Origin of the sequence: Diplocloster agilis, from assembly GCF_019042275.1 — a bacterium.
Classification (GTDB): domain Bacteria; phylum Bacillota; class Clostridia; order Lachnospirales; family Lachnospiraceae; genus Diplocloster; species Diplocloster agilis.
Genome location: NZ_JAHQCW010000006.1, coordinates 115,347 through 133,932 on the forward strand (window position 1 = coordinate 115,347; position 18,586 = coordinate 133,932).

The 18,586-nt window shown below is 50.5% G+C and carries 16 protein-coding genes; 1 reads left to right on the forward strand and 15 read right to left on the reverse strand.

Annotated elements, in window-relative coordinates; translation table 11 throughout:
* Nucleotides 1-12 precede the first annotated feature (12 nt).
* From KTH89_RS05595 to KTH89_RS05635, 9 genes are all read right to left on the reverse strand, one after another.
* Entirely contained in the window at nucleotides 13-2,337 is a 2,325-nt protein-coding gene (locus KTH89_RS05595; protein ID WP_238720982.1) for a DUF5703 domain-containing protein, read from the reverse strand.
* A 47-nt stretch (nucleotides 2,338-2,384) separates the two neighbouring features.
* Entirely contained in the window at nucleotides 2,385-3,227 is an 843-nt protein-coding gene (locus KTH89_RS05600) for a carbohydrate ABC transporter permease (protein WP_158342804.1), read from the reverse strand.
* 51 nt (nucleotides 3,228-3,278) lie between these two features.
* The gene (locus tag KTH89_RS05605) at nucleotides 3,279-4,163 is read right to left on the reverse strand and encodes a carbohydrate ABC transporter permease (RefSeq protein WP_238720983.1); all 885 of its coding nucleotides are present in this window, start codon (nucleotides 4,161-4,163) and stop codon (nucleotides 3,279-3,281) included.
* A 92-nt stretch (nucleotides 4,164-4,255) separates the two neighbouring features.
* The gene (locus tag KTH89_RS05610) at nucleotides 4,256-5,644 is read right to left on the reverse strand and encodes an extracellular solute-binding protein (protein WP_238720984.1); all 1,389 of its coding nucleotides are present in this window, start codon (nucleotides 5,642-5,644) and stop codon (nucleotides 4,256-4,258) included.
* Between the two features lie 142 nt (nucleotides 5,645-5,786).
* Nucleotides 5,787-6,788: a LacI family DNA-binding transcriptional regulator gene (locus tag KTH89_RS05615; protein ID WP_238720985.1), complete on the reverse strand. Its 1,002-nt coding sequence runs from the start codon at nucleotides 6,786-6,788 to the stop codon at nucleotides 5,787-5,789.
* Nucleotides 6,789-7,140: 352 nt separating this feature from the next.
* Complete coding sequence (locus KTH89_RS05620; protein WP_238720986.1) at nucleotides 7,141-7,629, reverse strand: hypothetical protein; 489 nt, start codon at nucleotides 7,627-7,629, stop codon at nucleotides 7,141-7,143.
* Nucleotides 7,630-7,853: 224 nt separating this feature from the next.
* Nucleotides 7,854-8,270 carry a pyridoxamine 5'-phosphate oxidase family protein gene (locus tag KTH89_RS05625; RefSeq protein WP_158342843.1) on the reverse strand — a complete coding sequence of 139 codons (417 nt, stop codon included), beginning with the start codon at nucleotides 8,268-8,270 and terminating at the stop codon, nucleotides 7,854-7,856.
* A gap of 29 nt (nucleotides 8,271-8,299) precedes the next feature.
* Complete coding sequence (gene bilS, locus KTH89_RS05630) at nucleotides 8,300-8,833, reverse strand: flavodoxin family protein BilS (RefSeq protein ID WP_238720987.1); 534 nt, start codon at nucleotides 8,831-8,833, stop codon at nucleotides 8,300-8,302.
* Between the two features lie 208 nt (nucleotides 8,834-9,041).
* On the reverse strand, nucleotides 9,042-9,782 hold the full coding sequence (locus KTH89_RS05635) for an acyltransferase (RefSeq protein ID WP_238720988.1): 741 nt from the start codon (nucleotides 9,780-9,782) through the stop codon (nucleotides 9,042-9,044).
* 454 nt (nucleotides 9,783-10,236) lie between these two features.
* Between KTH89_RS05635 and lysA the strand changes: the two genes are divergently transcribed.
* Entirely contained in the window at nucleotides 10,237-11,502 is a 1,266-nt protein-coding gene (gene lysA, locus KTH89_RS05640) for a diaminopimelate decarboxylase (protein ID WP_238720989.1), read from the forward strand.
* On the opposite strand, the gene KTH89_RS05645 is transcribed toward lysA, so the two are convergent.
* The 6 genes from KTH89_RS05645 to KTH89_RS05670 all read right to left on the reverse strand — a co-directional run bounded on the left by KTH89_RS05645 (nucleotide 11,470) and on the right by KTH89_RS05670 (nucleotide 18,040).
* Nucleotides 11,470-12,573, reverse strand: coding sequence for a YkvI family membrane protein (locus KTH89_RS05645; protein WP_238720990.1), 1,104 nt, complete (start codon nucleotides 12,571-12,573; stop codon nucleotides 11,470-11,472). The two genes, lysA and KTH89_RS05645, sit on opposite strands and share 33 nt — an antisense overlap.
* Before the next feature lie 31 nt (nucleotides 12,574-12,604).
* Nucleotides 12,605-13,771 (reverse strand): MFS transporter, encoded by a 1,167-nt coding sequence (locus KTH89_RS05650; RefSeq protein ID WP_238720991.1) that lies wholly within the window; start codon nucleotides 13,769-13,771, stop codon nucleotides 12,605-12,607.
* 31 nt (nucleotides 13,772-13,802) lie between these two features.
* Entirely contained in the window at nucleotides 13,803-14,762 is a 960-nt protein-coding gene (locus tag KTH89_RS05655) for an N-acetylmuramoyl-L-alanine amidase (RefSeq protein WP_238720992.1), read from the reverse strand.
* A 148-nt stretch (nucleotides 14,763-14,910) separates the two neighbouring features.
* Nucleotides 14,911-16,635 (reverse strand): ABC-ATPase domain-containing protein, encoded by a 1,725-nt coding sequence (locus tag KTH89_RS05660; RefSeq protein WP_275061753.1) that lies wholly within the window; start codon nucleotides 16,633-16,635, stop codon nucleotides 14,911-14,913.
* A 16-nt stretch (nucleotides 16,636-16,651) separates the two neighbouring features.
* Nucleotides 16,652-17,695 (reverse strand): hypothetical protein, encoded by a 1,044-nt coding sequence (locus KTH89_RS05665; protein ID WP_238720993.1) that lies wholly within the window; start codon nucleotides 17,693-17,695, stop codon nucleotides 16,652-16,654.
* Nucleotides 17,696-18,040 carry a PadR family transcriptional regulator gene (locus KTH89_RS05670; RefSeq protein WP_158342815.1) on the reverse strand — a complete coding sequence of 115 codons (345 nt, stop codon included), beginning with the start codon at nucleotides 18,038-18,040 and terminating at the stop codon, nucleotides 17,696-17,698.
* Nucleotides 18,041-18,586: the final 546 nt, after the last annotated feature.

Sequence of the window (18,586 nt, forward strand, 5' to 3'; positions counted from 1 at the left end):
GCTCCTCCAAAGTTATATCTGTTGTACTGCTGGAAACGACTCTTGAAACACGATATCTTTCCGCCTGTCTTCGGGACTGACTGACAGCTTTGTAATTTTTCCCCCGCGGTACTCTGCTTCCACCGTCGTAGCCGCATCTGCATAGAGCCGAAAGCTCACATCCCATTTCTTTGGAAAAGCGGGCAGCAGATAGATCTGATCCCCTTCTGTCTGCAGCACCATCTTCTGCAGCTGATTCAGTATATTTGCCCCGTGATCCACATCCGGCACCGCGTCATAGACCGGCCCCCACATTCCCGGAAACCGGCAGCCAGGATTCTGTAATGCACAGTTGTGCGTCAGGATGTCTTCCGCTTCCCGGGTCAGTCCAAGTATGGCGGCCACTACTCCCAAATATTGCCAGCCGGAATAACTGGGTTCATCCGGCGTCTCGCCGATACGGAAACATTTGCGCAGCCCGAATTCCTCTGTCCGCGTTCTGTATGTACGAACCGCCAGTTCCCGGTCTGCTTTTCCAATTCCAAACAAACGGAAAGGAAAACAGGCGTACAGCTCCGGAATTTCCACGTTATACCGCTTATCCTGGTACCCTTGAGCAGGCATTAGCAGACGCTCCTTGTCCTTTCCGCCGACCGGAAGCGGAGGTATTTTCTCCCGGTAATCCTTAAAATAAGAACCGTCTCCTGTTTTCTCCGGCCCCAGTTCCAACAGGCGGTCCAGCACTGCGTGAAGCCCTGCGGCCACCGGCAGCGGATTGATGGTATCCCGGTAGGTCTCCACGGAATTGAGAGGACCGATCTGCATTACACCATCGGATTTTTTCGGAAATCTGGTTTCTATATAGCGGAGCAGATCCTTTATATACGTCACGGCCTCTTCTCTTAGGAAAACCTCGTCCTTTGTAAACTGATAATAGTCCAGCATCAGCATACTTAATTCCAGACCGGGGGAAATATCGACCGCTCCGCCCCATCGGTTGACCGCATATCCCTGCGGAATCCCTTCCCGGTCCTTCCCATAAATACCCATGGATTGCAGGCCAAAGCTCATCGTCATCTCCGTATTGTGCTGGCCTTCCGCCTGATAGTAGCGATCCGCCCGATAACGGTTCAGTCTCCAGAATCTGCGGTAGTAAGAGAATAATCTGCGGACCGGCTCTGTCTCCCCTCTGGCCAGCATGGAGTGATACGGGTGCCGGACATTCTGCCAAAGCTGCTCCTGACACCAGCTTCTCTCATCCGGATTATATTCCTCATCGATCTCATGCGGCTGGGCGGTAAACACACGCCCAAAATTTTCCCGGCAGTAATGATTTCTCTCGCCAGGGCAAAGCTGAAAGAGCATCCCATTATAATAAATCGGAAATTCTCCGCCGCTGCAGCAGGCGGTCATATATTTTGTAAACACATAGGCTTTCGTTACATTGGATGTAAGACCACAGTTGTATTCCGCCGTCTCCTTTTTAACCGCTTCCAGTTCCTCCACCACCGGGCAGGAAACCGGATCGTCATGCTCCACAAAGATATAACTTTTCTGCCAGTACTCCCTCCACCAGGCTTTCACTTCTTCCAACGCCAGGTATGGATCCCGGATGTTTTGCCATTCCCCACACAGTTCATCTGCAAAGTTCTCACCCGAAAGCGTGCTTCCTGTGGCGATTCTCAGATCCAGAGAGCGGACCTGCCCATTTACCAGGGTACAGGCATCCCTGCGCTTGGCCCCTGCCAAACCCATCAGACCGCCGAATACCCGGCCGCTGATCGAATCCGGAATCAGTTCCATGGAAGCATCTGTAAATCCCTGCTGTTTTGCGGTCTCCCTCACGACGGTCTTTCCGTTTTTATGGCAAAAGTAGATCCGTCCGTCCCGGTATTCTACGGTATCCGGCTCTTCCCATACACCGCACGGGCCAATGTATTCACCCGTTGGCACAGCCGGCCGGGTTCTCCAGGTGCGGTATATTGCCCGAACTTCTGCCGGCTGTTCGAATTTTCCCAATATGTACAAGGTGTCTCTTTGCCTGCCCGCGAATATCTGTATTGCGGCGTTTTCTCCGCGAATCTCGATCAGGCCGTCCGTCAGCTTTAATTCCTGTTCAAAGCGCCCGGAGGTAAAGGGATTCGGCGTACAGGTAATCTGCACCATTCCCAGTTTTACATTTCTATCATATTCCGTCAGTGCGTCGTTTCTCGCCAGGTAGAGGCAGATCTGCCCATCCTGGTTTACCCAGACACTGGCGCCCAGATTGCCGTTGCCAAGCGGCATCGCGCTCCGGTCCGTCTCCCCTAACTCATGATAGGTTACGTTACACAGATCCATTTGTCTTAGTATATCCATACTGCTCTCCATTTGCCCGTTATTTTATACACAAAGTGCGATGTCCATTACCCCTTTACCGCTCCCTCCGTCAGTCCCTGTTCCACATGTTCCTGCATAAGCAGATACATGATAATAATAGGAACCGCCGTGATAACGATGGCCGCGCACAGCCCTGCATAATCCGTACTGTAGGCTCCCGTAAAATTCAAGAGTCCCAAAGGCAGCGTCTTCATGCTGTTTTCTTTGATCAGTACCATTGCCACCATCAGTTCATTCCAAGTACTGATAAAACTCATGATCCCCATCGTCACAAAGATCGGTTTCGAGATCGGCACCAGCATTTTCAGATAAAACCGTCCCATCCCGCATCCATCCATTATGGCCGCCTCCTCAATCTCAGAGGAAAAGCTTCCAAGGTAATTAGACATTATGAAGGTGGTGGAGGGAAGTCCACCCGCTATATATACGCCCAGCAAAAACAGGTAGTTATCCGACATGTGAAAGCTCACCGCCATCTTGGTAATCGGGATCAGGATGGACTGGATCGGAATCATCATTCCCAGAGCGAAAAAGCCGGCCATAAAGCGGCTGATTTTCAACTGAAACCGGGCAATTACAAAGGCTGCCATGGAACCCAGCAGTAAATGAAAGAACATTGTAACTCCCGTGATGAAGACACTGTTCAGAAAATAGGTCTGCATCCTGGCCTGTCCCCAGGCTTTGATATAATTTCCGAACTGGAGGGCCTTCGGAAAACCGAAAGGATTTGAAAAAATTTCCTGGTTGTCCTTTAAGGACGCCAATATCGTATAGATCAAGGGATATATAAAAATCAGGCTGACCGCCGCCATACAGATGATAAATATACACCGGCCGGTTTTTTGGGATATTTTCTTTTTTCTTTCCATATTTACTCCTCCCCCCAGAGCGTGTTTGAACTGGAGGTTATCAAACACGTTCTAGTATTCAATACTTTCTTTCTTCAATAGTTTATTCGTGATCAAGGTCAGGGCCACGGCAAATAGAAAGATAAACGTCGCAATGGCGCTGCCAAGTCCAAATGATCCGTTCTTAAAGGACGTGGTATACATATAGGTGGTAAGCACCTCGCTTGAGTACATCGGTCCGCCGCCGGTCATGACATAGACAATATCACATACTTTTATGGAGCCGATGATCAACAGTACCAGATTCGTTTTGATGGCGCTCCACATAAGAGGGATAATCACGTATCGGAGCCGCTGCACAGACCCAGCGCCGTCGATGACGCTTTGTTCCAGCACGGAACCGGGGATATTTACAAGAGCCGCCAGCATCAGAATCATGACATAGCCGACTCCCTGCCATGCGCCTACCACAGCGATGGCCGACATGACGGTGCCGGGTTCCCCAAGCCATATATGAGTAAATTGGGAAAGTCCTACAGAATCAAGAAGTGTATTTAACAGGCCGTTTCCCGGAGATAAAATAAATTTCCACAATAGGGCAATCGCCGTAGCAGAAAGCACGACCGGCATGAAAAACGCCGCTTTATAAAATCTGGTGCCCCGGCGGCCTTTGGAGAGAAAGATCGCTAACAGCAGTCCGACCGGAATCTGAATCACGATGTTGATTCCCATGTATAAAAGATTATTCAGCAGAGCTTTGTAGAAAATACTGTCTGTAAACATATAATGATAGTTTTGAAGTCCGACAAATTCCGGCGGTACCGTCGCATATCCCGACCATTCAAAAAAAGACAGATAGAGGGATTGAAGAATCGGATACAACATAAATACAGCATAGATCAAACACCCTGGAGCCAGAAAACAAAGGGCTGTCTTCAGCGACTTGGCTTTCTTCATATTATAATTACCCCCTTCTTTCACCGGGCATCTGGTATACGGATATGCGGACTGATCCGCCGTCCGTTCAGACACCCGGTGACGGCTGCTTATTAGCGCGCTGCTTCTTCCGCCAGTTGTTTACACGCATCTTCCGGCGTGATGAGTTTTCCTAATATTGCCTGGCTAAAGTTCTCGATCTTACGTATCACGGCGCTGTTCGTCTCAAATCCGGTAAAATCTCCTGCAAACTGATCCGCCCCGGAGATCGCCTCTTGAACGATAGGCATAAGAGCGCCTGTCTTCTCCGGATCTAACTCGGTCTTAACGGAAGGGATATTTCCGGATTCTTCACCGATCTTTTTCGCTGTCTCAGGAGCTGTGATCTTCTTCAGCAGTTCGATCACAAGTTCTTTTTTCTGTCCTTCCAGATCTGCCCGGACTGCGAATGCATCGCTGACCCCGCCAAACCACTGTCCGTCAAACTCTTCTGCTCCTTCCATATTCGGGAACGGGAAGAAACCGACTTTTCCTTTGATCGTATCCGGAGTGTCCGGACCGTCTGTCTCACCGATAGCCCACGCGCCGTTGAACTGCATACCGGAATTGCCGCTGGCAAAATTCGCCACTTCCTGCGCGTAATCAATACCGATCATATTCGGATCAAATGCGCCTGCGTCTACCAGTTCCAACATTTTTTCAAATACGCGGAGGAAGGATTCATCATCGTATTTTAATGAACCGTCTGTAACCTTCGACGCCTGGTCGATTCCATACATTTTATAATACAGGTTCGAAAACAGATGCTCACACCGCCAGGTATCTTTACCGCCAATCTCCCAGGGAGTCACACCGATCGCCTTTAATTTATCAATAACCTGAAGCAGTTCGTCCCAGGTTTTGGGCGGTTCTGCATTAGCTTTTTCAAAAAGTTCCGTATTGTAATAGAATCCAAGACCAAAACTGCACAGCGGAACAGCCCAGTATCCGGGTGCTGCTTCGTATTGGAACTGTTCCAGGGTTCCGGAACCGAAACTGTCTTTCCAGGCGGAATCCTTGTTCAGCTCTTCTTCCAGATTCATCCACAGGCCGGCCTGGATGCCTTCCAGATTCGTCATTCCGGCCCAAACCGGGAAAATATCCGGCATGTTATTGGACGCCGCATCTGTCTTCAATTTTGGATTCAGCTGCTCGCTGGGCATAAACTCTTCGGTGATCGTCACATTGGGATGATCGTTTTTAAACTCAGTCAGCACTTCTTCAAACACTTTATTCATGGAATGCCCTTCTACGTATACGCTTGCCACCCGGATATTGACGGGCTCTTCTGAGCTTAGGTTCTCCGAGCCATTTTCATCAGCATCCTGGCCGTTAGCACCGGCTGCAGTACTTTGTGCCCCCTCTTTCGTACTTGCATCCTGTTTCGACTGGCATCCGATCATACTTAAAACTATGGATATACTCAATAAAATCGCTGCTGCTTTTTGGAAATGTTTTTTCATTTTTCTTCCCCTTTCTCTTTTAGAGCTAATCGTTTCGCGCTTGTTTTTTTTAAAAGAGTTTCGCAAGCGAAACTCTCCATCTGCAGCGGATCTGACACGGTATCAGCCTTTCCGCCGCAGCGCACTGCCTCTCACAGGTATTTTACAGACTATTTACAGAGCCGGTAAGGTTCAGACTGGTTTTCAACCGGTCTACCTGTGGGTAATTTTCCATATTTCCTTTTATTCTCTGTACTATTCTCTCTGCCGCCACCTGACCGATATTCCCCAGGGGCTGGCTTACCGTACTGATCTTCGGGGTCATAATCCCGGCAAACTCCATGTGGTCATAGGCGATGAAGGATAACTGCTCCGGAATCCTTATCCCCTTTTCATTGATGGCCTGCAAGGCGCCGATCGCCATATAATAGTTTCCGGCCACTACGGCCGTCGGCGGATTGGCGAGTTCCATCAGTTCCATAAAACAACGGTATCCGCTTTCAATATCATAATTTCCATAACGGATCAGCTCCGGTACCACTTCCACGAAATAATCCTCGCAAGCCCGGCAGTAGCCTTTCATCCTCTCTCTGGATGTATACATCTGTTCGGGTCCCGTGATCATGCCGATCCTCCTGTGGCTGCGCTTGATCAGTTCCTCCACCGCCGTGTATACACCACCCATGTTATCGGTCAGGATCGCATCGCAAGGAATCCCCTCTACCATATTATCCACCATCACAATCGGGACGTTCTGTTCTTTGATAAACCGGACAATTTCTTCTTCATTCTCCTCCGGGAACAGGATGATGCCGTCAACGTGGCGCATCAAAAGGACGTCCAGCTGTTTTTTCTCAAGCTTTTTATTCTCCTGATAGTCTGCGATAATGGTGCTGTACCCGTGCTGAAGCAGGGTATACTGGATCTTTGAAATAATACTCGTGATAAAGCTGCTCTGTATCGTCGCGGCGAGAACACCAATGGTATAGGTCTTATTGGTCTTCAGACTCCTGGCTACTTCATTGATTTTATAGTCAAGCTCTTCGATCGCTTTCTGAATCCGCTCCCGGTTCTCTTCGTAGACATTGCCGCCGTTTATGTACTTTGATACAGTAGCTACGGATACGCCCGCTCTCTCCGCCACCATTTTGATTGTTGCCGCCAAATTTTCACCTCCTTTGCTTATCGCTAATCGTTTCGTTCTTTTATATTATCACAAAGTGAATTGTTTTGCAAGGAAAATATTTGATGATTGTTGCCGTGAACTATATGAATCTAGTCCGCATAATCTTATAGAAAAAGAGTTTCGCTTGTGAACCTCTTCGCCTGCAGCGGTCCGGGTAAACGGCATCTTCCTTTTCGCCGCAGGGCGATCCCCCGGAGGGCTTTTATTCCATAGGCACACTTACCTATGGAATAAAAAAAGAGATCCCCGGCATCAACATCCAGGATGTTACTGACCGGTGATCTCTCTATTCCTATATCAACTACGCCAAACACGAATTAACGAATATTTCTTAGCAATCGCAGTTCCCCGTATTCAGACAGACGGATTCCGGTTTGGCAAACGGGTCGAAACAGCGGGCAGTATTTCTGCAGGACTCCATACCCGCCGCATATCCACTTGCATATCCGGCCTGGTATCCATCCCTATACCCCTGCGCATAACTATCATCACGAACCGGACCGCAGGGCCGGCACTCCGGATGGCACGGCGGCATCGGGCGGTTCTCGGGACGGCACGGCGGCATCGGGCGGTTCTCGGGACGGCACGGCGGCATCGGGCGGTTCTCGGGACGGCACGGCGGCATCGGGCGGTTCTCGGGACGGCAGCCGCAGGACGGCCGATCCTGGGGCCGGCACTCCGCCATGGGACGGGCTTCCCGGCAGACCGGCACCTCCTTGCACACTTTTACCTCTTTACATACCTGCACCTTTTTACAGGCCGTTGATTCGCCGCATCCGCAGTCAGGACGGACCCCGCTGCATCTATTCTCAACACGCACTCCGGCACATCCTCTGTCCGGACGTGTGTTATTACATGTACAATCGTTTCTCACTTGTTTGCATCCGCAGTCACGACGCGCTTCCTTACAGCCACAGTCCGGCCGCACAGGTTCACAGCCGCATCCGGGAAGGGTTGTTCCTTGATTTCCACACATATCCATACACTCCTTATTCATTATATAGTGTATAATATGTGAAAATCCTGATTTGGTGCGCAGCCATCTTATATATTGAAATCTTCCGATTTAAAATTACTGTAATATCTGCCTTTCACCGCTGTGAATTTTAACACACAGTAATCGGGATCCTCCACCCCGCCGGGATAATACATCGTATCCCCTTCCTGCCAGATCATTTCCTTGCTTTCCCGGTCCGTCAATATCTCCATCGTGCCGGTCAGCATGACTCCACGGAAAAATCTTCTGTCACAGGTATAGATACAGGCCTGCGGTTTTTTTAGAAACTCACCGACACGTCTGGATGAGGTGTTGGTTGTCAAATAAAACGTTTTGATCCCCTCTCTCTTTCTCGGCGTGTACATGGCCTTGACATTCGGGAAGCCTTCTTCATCCACGGAACCAACATATACTACCTTTTGTTTATCCATCAGATTACCAATTGTCTGCTCCGGATTTCTCATCATCTCTTTTCTTCTCCTTTCAGAATTTGTTATTTATTAAGCGCCGCCAGATATACTTCCGCTGCAAATTTTTTCGCATGATCCAAATCCTGGTCATCCGGATGGGTCGAAGCCAGGTCGAAATTTTCAATACTCTGTTTTATTTTTAAATCCTCCGGATTCCGTTTCTGAATTTCTTCGTAGCGCTGCCTGACGGATATCTGCATCTTTCCCTGGCAAAAAAACGCGCCCATATACCGGTTGTCCACTGGAAGCAAAGCTCTGACCTTTTGTTCGATCCGGGCGAAATAGGCGGCGTCCTGTCCAAAGCCCGCCGTTGCGAACAAAGCCACCTTTCTGTGATGGATTCCTCTGAGCAGCTCCGTCATTTCTTCCGGGCAGCCGCCCTTGTCAACCCAGAATCCGGCGAAGATAAGCTCGTCCTCATCGATTTCATTCTCCTCATCCGTAAAACCCGCCGCTAATTCCCGGGGAACGGCCGCTGCCGGAAGACCGTCGGCTATCGCCTGTGCTAACTGTGCCGTATTACCGGTATGGCTGCAATAAATCACTTTTACTTTCATATGTATCCATCCTTTCTATCCGGTTAACTGATTTGATCTTCTTCCTCCTTACAAGCTTCTATATGTTTATCGTATCACTTATGTCAATAGCTGCAAGCACGGCACCCGGTAAAACCAAACAGGTGAAAAACGGTTCTCCGCTCTTCACCTGCATTCATTTTTTAAATATTCAGTTCCTGTATCCGGCCGCGCCTGCCCGGTTTGTCATCTACATCTGTTTTGCGATCTGCTCCTCGGGCATCCAGAAACCCTGTTCGGCTACCGATATGCAGTTCTCAGCGATCCGCTCTCTCAGCCAGTTGATATCGTTGCGCAGCACTTTGGCCGGGTTCCCGGCTATGATACTGTTGGAGGTGGTGTACTCTTTGTTCAAAAGAGAGGCCGCCCCTACCACGCAGTTGTCCGGAACTTTTGTCCCTTTCAGGCAGATTACCCGATAGCCGATCCAGACATGCCGTCCAATGATAATGTCTTTGGAAAAGTTAAATCTCCTGCCCTGCAGATCCACAATGGAATGACTGTCCCCGGTCCGAAAATGAATCTCGCTGGCAAACATGCATTCCTCGCCGATCTGGATCTTCGTCGCCTCCAGCGCCGCCAGATGCGTTCTGCCTTCTATGCTGGTATGATAACCGATCCGTATCTCATTCCTGTCATCTTCCATATAAAACTCCGTCTGATTAGCTGACACCCGATCGGAAATATAGAGCACATTATGATCGCCGATGATGCGGATCGTACAGTTCTTTAATATACAAAGGTCCCCGATGATGATCGTATTATTGCGTCCACGTATGTCCAGCTTCACGCCTTTCAGATAGGATGCCCCTATATCCAGCGTGTTATTGGTGCCTGCCCTCAAACGATTTCTCCCCGCGACCGTATTATACATGTGCAGAATTGGTTTGAGTTTTCCGGTGTTCCGTAGTAATAATTCCTTTGCATCCATGGGATACACCCCCCGGTTATTGATGTATTTACCATATCTATCATAACATATATCTTTTTCTTAAACAATATGTCAACTTTTGTCAAATTGAACGGAGTTCGAATAGATAATTTAGCCAATTTTTACAATTTGTGTCTGTTAATTGGGGAAGAGCATGCCGGGCATATCATTGTGACTGCTGCCATCAGACTTGCTGCTATTCTTTTCATATTTGTTCTCCTTTCAGACTGGGGGAAAATTATGTATGTGAATCCATTCTATATTATAACCTGACAGGCCTTTGAACATACATAATTCTCCGGCCGGCGTCTCTTGTCCACTCTCTGTTCAGACCCTTCCGGTCCTCCTGTTCTCCTTTTTCCGCAAATTTATTATACAAATTTGGCTTTCAGGATTATAATAAAGCAATAACTAACGTTTCCATCCGGAACGACGTAAGAGGAGGCATTTATCTATGCACAAAATTTATACGAAGGTGACCGATCAGACCGGCTTTTTCGAGGGGCTGGACCCTGTGGAGCTGGCCAGGAATTACGGTACGCCGCTTTATATCTATAATGAAAGAATCCTGCGCAGCCGCTGCCGCAGTCTTAAAAATCTGGTTACGTATCCCCGTTTTGTGGTGGATTATTCCGCCAAAGCCAACAGTAATCCTGCGCTGCTGCAGATTATCCGATCCGAGGGGCTTGAAGCGGATGCCATGTCCCCGGGAGAAATCTATATGGAAAAACTGGCCGGATTTACGTCCGATGAGATTTTCTATATATGCAATAACGTGTCCGAGGAAGAAATGCGCTATGCCATCGACGAGGGCGTTACTGTCAGCGTGGATTCCTTAAGCCAGCTGGAGCAGTTCGGCCGGCTCTGCCCGGGAGGCCGGGTGGCAGTCCGGTTTAATCCGGGTGTCGGCGCCGGTCATCACAGCAAAGTGGTCACCGCAGGCAAAAAGACCAAATTCGGCGTGGACCCCTCCTGTGTGCCCCAGGTAAAACAGCTGCTGGATCAATATCATCTGACGCTTACAGGTATCAACCAGCACATCGGTTCGCTATTTATGACCGATCAGGCCTTTTTGGACAGCCTGCCCTCCCTTTTCTCCATCGCGAGGCAGTTTCCGGGTCTTTCCTTCATCGACCTGGGAGGCGGCTTCGGCATCCCCTATAAAAAAGGCCAGGGAGAACAGCCTTTGGATCTGTCTTCTCTGGGCCTCCGTCTTGACCAGGCCTTATATGATTTTGCCAAAGAATACGGCAGCCAGGTCACTTTCCGCATCGAGCCGGGCCGCTATATCAGCGCGGAGTGTTCCGTTTTATTAGGCCAGGTACATGCGGTAAAATATAACCATTCCCACAAATATGTTGGCTGTGACATCGGTTTTAACGTGCTGGCCCGCCCGGTCCTCTATGATTCCTACCACGAGGTGGAAATCTATCGGGAAAGTAATGTCCCTTCCACCAGGCAGGAAGAAGTCACGATCGTCGGCAATATTTGCGAGAGCGGGGATATCCTGGCCGCCGGCCGGACACTTCCGGAAATCTTCCGGCATGACATTCTGGGCATCCAGGATGCCGGGGCCTATGGCTACACAATGTCCTCAAATTATAACAACCGGCTGCGCCCCGCGGAGATCCTGATCCGGGAATCCGGCCAGGTTCAGCTGATCCGTGAGCGTGATACCCTTGAGGATCTATCGAGGCACGTGCTTTTGCTTGACCTTTAAAAGCAGCCGGATATCGCTCGCAAGCATCCCGGCCAAAACCAGGAATCCCAGATATCCCATACAGGGATAGATCAGGTTCACCAGCCTGGCAAAGGGCAGGCTTCCCCCAAAAAAGGCGGCCACAGCCAGAATCAGGACGGTCCACCGGAACCCATTGCTTTTATCATCCGGGTAGACCCGGCTGCCGGAAGACCAGAGCATCGGTACCGCCGTGGTATAGATCCCCGCGAACATCATCAGCGTAAACACGGCGGATGCGCCCCGAAACCACTGTCCGGCGATCACCAGGGCCGGTATGTTTCTGCCGCAGACCAGATTGATGGAGCCCAGCATTCCGAAGTTCAGAATCATGGCCGCCATCATAAAAGACAGGCTGCTTCCCGCCGCGCAGTATCTGCTGGTTTTGCGGTCCGGGAGTTTTTGACCGATCCCGGTCAGAAACGGAAGAATCGTCATGATATTGAAGCTGGCATAACTAAGGCCTGAGAGCCACCAGGTCCCGGCGGCTCTGGTCAACGGTAATCCCGACATTTTTTCATACATCTGCGGGATGGACACCGGCTTTTGAATCAGGCAGGCGATCCCCATGCATACGACGCAGATGATGATCACCGGCCCTATTTTCCCGATGATATCCACCAGACGGTCCAGTCCCAGTAATACCGTAAACAAGGTTAGTCCCAGCATCAAAAAGCGGCCGGTCCACACCGGCAGTCCGTAATTTTCTTCCAGCAGCGCCCCTGCTCCGGAGAGCATCACCACATATAGCAGGAACAGAAAAATAGGGGTAAGCCATTCAAAAATACCGCCCAGAATTCTGCCGCAGTACCGGCGGTAGATCTGGTTTGTATTTTCCAGATTCCATATCTGAACATCCCGCAATACGGTCCGAAATGCCCAGAATAACAGAAGACAGGCCAGCGCGCCGGCGCCCAGGCTTCCAACCGGTCCGTAGGCGCTGAAAAATTGCAGCACCTCCTGGCCGCTGGCAAATCCGGAGCCGATCAAAAACGCGATCAGGGCTCCGCTATATTTGATTATGATTTTAAAATAACCGTTTCTTTTCCTCATACTCCATACTATTCCCGGAGTATATAAGATATTACTGCCTTCGCGCAGTCCTTACATCCACTCCCTCAGAGCTTAGAATTATGCCGCCCGTCAGCAGAAGCAGAAACCATGGGAAGAGACGGATAAAGCCTGCTTGGGCAGCCAGTCCGAACAGCGGCGGCAGCAGTGTGCTTCCGATATAGCCAAATGCCATCTGCGTTCCCATCATGGCCTGGGATGTCTCTTTGCCAAAGCGCGCCGGTGTCTCATGAAGCAGTCCCGGGAATACAGGCGCACAACCCAGTCCGAATAAAACAAAGCCGGGCATCGATACTGCTGCAGGCAGAGGCAGCAAAAGGAGTAAACAGCCTGCCAGACAGACACCCAGTCCCAGGCGCACCAGGCTTCTATTCTGAAACCTGACCGCCAGAAAGCCGCACAGGAACCTGCCCAGCGTGATGCCCAAATAAAACAGGGAGATCCAGCGGGCTGCCGTACCGGCGGAGATTCCTTTCACTTTCACCAGATAGCTGCTGCCCCACAGTCCCGCAGTCAATTCCGCCCCACAATAACAGAAAAAAGCCAGCCAGGCCAGAACCGCTCCGGGCAGCTTCAAAACCCGGATCTTTTCTCCCGTGGGCTTCTCATCCCCGCCCACCATATCCTTGTTCTCAAACTTTTTCCACAGGAACATCGTCCAGAACAAAATAAGGACCAGCGCGAACTGTATCCCAAAGATCGTCCGGTATCCTTTTCTCCACCCGTTCTCTTCCTGTAAAAATACGGAAATGATCATAGGTCCTGACATCGCTCCCAGCCCCCAAAAACAGTGGAGCCAGTTCATATGGCTTACTTTATAGTGCAGCGCAACAAAATTATTGAGCGCCGCGTCCACCGCTCCCGCGCCCAGTCCCAGAGGGACAGCCGGTATACACAACCACAGAAAGGAAGGCGCCAGCGAAAAGCCCAGAAGTGCCACTGCCGTCATCAAAACACTGACGAACGTAACCATGCCGGTTCCAAATCTGCGGATACAGACCCCGCTTAAAAAACTGGACAGGATCGTCCCTCCGGTAACGATCATGGAGAGCATTCCCGCTCCGGAAAGCGGGACCTGCAGCTCCTGGTTCATCACCGGCCAGGCCGATCCCAGCAGCGAATCCGGCAGCCCCAGGCTGATAAACGCCAGATAAATGATAATCAGTAAAATTGTCGCCATAGATACTCCTTATTATGTGTTAATCTCATACCTAGCGTTCAAAATAAGTGTCAATTCCATCCGCGATACCCGCTGCGATGTCCTGTTGATACTCCTCCTGGGCCATCTTACGGTCCTCCTCCGGATTCGTCATAAATCCCATTTCCACGATGGTGACCGGTATCTGGCACCAGTTGATCCCGCTCATGGTATCTGTCTTGGATACCCCTCTGTTTTTCGCTCCGGTAGCCGCACACATCTGATCCAGCACATTTTTGGACAATCTCAGGCTGTCCTCATACAGAGAACCGACGTAAGGATTATCGCTGGTGGGACACATAGTGAGAGCGCCGTGGACCCCCGAATCCTCCGACCCGTTGGCATGAATCCGGATAAAGATCTCCGCTCCCGATTCGTTGGCCAGATCCGCCCGCTCCTTATTGCTCAGGTTCACGTCGTTGGTATCCCGGATCATCACGATCTGGTATCCCCTGCTCTCCAGTTCATCCCTGAGCTTTCTGGATACCTGGAGGGTCAGCTCATATTCTTTCAGTCCCGTGGCCGCACCGGATGTGCCGGACGCTACCTTGGGCTTCGTCTGGGACGCCCCGGGACCGATCGGTTCCTGCTCGCTATTCCCCTTAGCCTGATGTCCTGCATCAATGGCTATGATATGGCCGTCTGACGTGTCTTCCGGCTCTTCCAGCCCGCCGGCTTCTTCCGGCAGGTTGGCGTCTGCGTCCGCATCTGCATCCGGTATATCATCCGCTTGGGCATCGTCCCCGCTGGTTGCAGGTTCGGATGACTCTGTAGGTTCGGTTGACTCGATCGGTGCTGCAGACGGTTCAGGCGTTTCCGGCGGCTGTTGTGTCTCTGCCGCTTCTTCTGTGGCATTTGTTGGAGTTGGCTGTGCATCAGCGGCCGTTTCTTTTTGGGAGCAGCCTGCGAGCGCAGCCGCCGTGAGCATGATAAGCAAAACGCTTCCGATTCTCCTTCTCCGTATCTTTTTCATATGCGAAATTCATCCTTTCTTCAAATGGGGACATGTCCATTCTGGTTTGGGACATGTCCATTTCGGTCCGGGACATGTCCATTTCAATTTGGACATGTCCCAAACCAGAATGGACATGTCCCAAAACCGGCAAACCGGCAAGCCGGGCTTATTTTAGCAGGCGGTACCGGTTGAGGCACTGGTAGAATTCCTGGGGCCGGGGAAGGACCGCGTGACCGGCGGGATAATTGGGCGGGACAATGGATTGAATGCCATTTTTATCAATCAGGCTGTAGAGATGCTCCACAACCTGCCGCACCGTACGGTTTCCGCCCAGAAGCTGCTGTATCGCGATCCGCATCATATAACCCAAAGCGGCGGTCTGGCCATTGTCGGTGAGCTGTTCCAGATAACGCAGGTCTATGGTCTCGTGATTGATCATCACATAGTCCCGGCCGCCTGTCTTGATCTTTATATCGTCTCTTCGCCCCCTGGCATCTCTCTCATGCTGTCCGCTGCCGCCGGCTCTTAGGCGGCGTTCAAATAGCAGCTGCGGGAAAGGTTCCTCCTGCTGCCGTACCTGGGCGTTTTCCATGCGGCACAGCTCTCTTGCCCTGGCCGTCACGTCCTTTACCCGATAGTGATCCAGCTGGAGAACTGTGTCCGCCACAGACAGATAGTCCCCGGAACTGCCGATCACGATCACCGTAGATATCCCCGCATCCTCATACAGGCTCCGAATCCGCCGGATAAACGGGGTGATCGGTTCCTTGTCGTCCGTAACCAATTTCGCCATCAGCGCATCCCGGATCATAAAATTGGTGGCGGACGTATCTTCATCGATCAGCAAGGTTTTGGCGCCCGCCTCGATACCTTCTATGACATTGGCTGCCTGGGAAGTGCTTCCGCTGGCATTTTCCGTTATAAAATCATCGGTATTCTGTCCTCCCGGCAGATGACTGATGAACGGAGAAATATTGCAGTGATGAATACATCTTCCATCCTCCGCCCGTATCTTAAGCGCTGTGGCATCCGTGACAACATATTCCCGGCCGTCCCCCGGAATATGCGGGTAGACGCCGGCCTCCAGCGCCCGTAACAGCGTGGATTTCCCGTGATACCCTCCGCCGGTAATCACCGTAATTCCCCGCGGAATCCCCATTCCCTGAATCCTGCCATGGTATGGGAGATTCATCTCCACCCGCAGGCTTTCCGGCGAGGTAAATGGAATCCCGTCCTTCATGGGAAGATCGGAAACCCCGCTTAACCGGGGCAGAATGGAGCCGTCCGCCACAAATGCCACCAGCTTCTTTAGCTGCAGCTCTTTGGCAATGGCCTGCTGATCTACCGCCAGTTCCATCCTGCGCTCTAACTCTTCCTGTCGCAGACGGGCATAATAAAAAGTTCTTTCGGCTATCTGGGGCAGCAGCCCGAACAGTATTTTCTCCATTTCATCCGATAAAATCGTCCGTCCCCTGGCCGGAAATCCAACTTCGATCCGCGCCTCCAGCTTATCCCCTATGGCCACTGCCGTGCGCTCTAACATCTCCTGTCCCGGGCGGCAGGTAGTGATAGTCCCGCTCTTACCGGACCCCATTCCCCTTTGTTCCGCGGCACGGATGTTGCGGTTCAGCAGCCGCAGCAGATAGTCCTCCAGCGCGACTTTTTTGCATTTTTCATCATACAGACGGGACGGGAACTGATGGAACTTACGCTCCACCACAAACCGAACCCTGGAAGGAGTGGCAAAGGGGTCCCCCTGTACGTGGTCTATAAAAAGCTGATATTCGCCAAAATTATAGCCGCCCGCCAAATCCTTATAAAATCCATAGCTCTTATGATCGATCCGTTTTAGTATCTGTCTCAATTCATCTGATGATTTTATCATTGCCATTTCCGTTCATAGCTCCTTATCTGTCATAATCTCTGTACTTGATGCCTTTGTACAATACAGTACCACACTCCAGCAAAATTGCAAAGATCACAATCAGCAAAAAGAAATTCGTCATCAAATTCCAGATCATAACCCCAAGGTCCGGATTCATCTCCGGAAAAGCTTCCTGCAGCTGGGGAATAAACTGGGGATTCCAGATCTTGAACTGTGTGAAAATAAAGATACTTAACAGCAGGGAAATTCCATTTCCGATGAGAACCACCACCGTTAATCGCATGGTATATCTGCCTTCGACCAGCTTGACGATCTCAGCTACAGCCGAACAGGCAAACCAAATGTAAAACAGCGGCATAGCCCTCTTCAGGACACTGAGCTGAAAAATCGGGATCCTGGTCATCACGCCGTCCCGGTACACAACTGCCCCTATAAACTGCGGTATAAACACCATAATTACTAAAAGTATCATCAAAAAGATCAGACTGGCAATCGGCTCCCCCTTGGAAATTCTGGCATTTTTATCCGGCACCGGCGGCAGAAAATCCATCCCCTCCTGAAAGCTGAAAATATTCCCCGGAACGCCTGCCCGCTCCATAATGGCAAAGATCAGGGTAACCATGGCAAAGGCGGTAACCGCGCTTCCAAAGATTGCCTCCAGCATCTCCCATACCGCCATAAACCACAATTGTCCGGTTCCTGCGAATCCGACGTCCAAACCGGAGGTCATCCGGCTGATCAATACCGCTGCCGGTCCGGCGATCACCGCAATGAGCAGCACAATCTTGAGAATCCAGATATATCTTGGATATAACTCAGGCCCGATCAGGTATCGCTTCTTTTCCCCGTATTTGGCCGCCAGTTCCGCAGGGGTGCCCAGTTCCATCAGCACAATCTCGACGTCTTTCTTTTCCAAAGTCCTGCCCTTTGTCCGCTCCTCGATCATATCCCAGATCAAAGTACGCAGCTCCTTTAAAATATCCTTTTTATTTCTGCCGGGCAGAAACCGGTTCACCTGGTAAATATATCGTTCTATCATGTCCTCTGTATACTTTTTGATATCCATTTAGCAATCCTCCCCACTCACCAGCACGTTCAAATAGCTCTGCATGTTTTTCCAGTAATTCTTCAATTCCTCAAATATCTCTTTTCCAAAATCCGTTAACACATAATACTTTCTTGGCTTAGCCCCCTGGGTCTCCCATTCGCTTTTTAAAATTTGCTGTTTTTCCAGCCTGCGCAGCAGCGGATACAGCGTATTCGCTTCCACGCCGAATTCGTTCTGTTTCAATTCCTGAATCAGGGAGTACCCGTATTTCGGCGACTGCAGCCTGCTCAGGACGCTCAGAACAACGGTGCCTCTGCGCATCTCGACCGCAAATCCGTTCAGAATTTCCTGGCGTTCATTCATATGCTCTCTCCTATCAGATTTTCATCCTGGTATCAAATCTTTCAAATGCAAAATATTGTTAAATCCATTATACTGTGTGTCATACACTATTGTCAATAGAAGAATATTTTTTGAAGGGTCCGGGAGTAGAACAAAACGGCGGCGGGAGGGGCGGCCTATTCGCGGGGCGATACCGCTTCGGCCGGACCTAAGAACGGATAACTACGAAGGCAGGAGAACCTCTTATTAGCAGGGCCTGGAACAAACTCGCCAAAAGGCGGCTCGGACAGTGTTCCAGGCCCTGCGAGGTTCTCCTGCCTTCTGCGTAACCCGTTCTAAGGACCGGCCTCAAGCCGTATCGCCCCGCGAATAGGCCGCCCCTCCCGCCGCCGTTTTGTTCTACTCCCTGCTTTATCAAATGTCGGCTTGCTATGTGCAAACGGTATGGTTTTACAGTCGGATTTGTACTGCTATTGAGGTTTGTTACTGAGGAAATTATTATTTATAAGTATGTCGTCTGGAAACGTCGTCTCGTTTTATCTATTGATTAGAATTTTGGGGTATCGC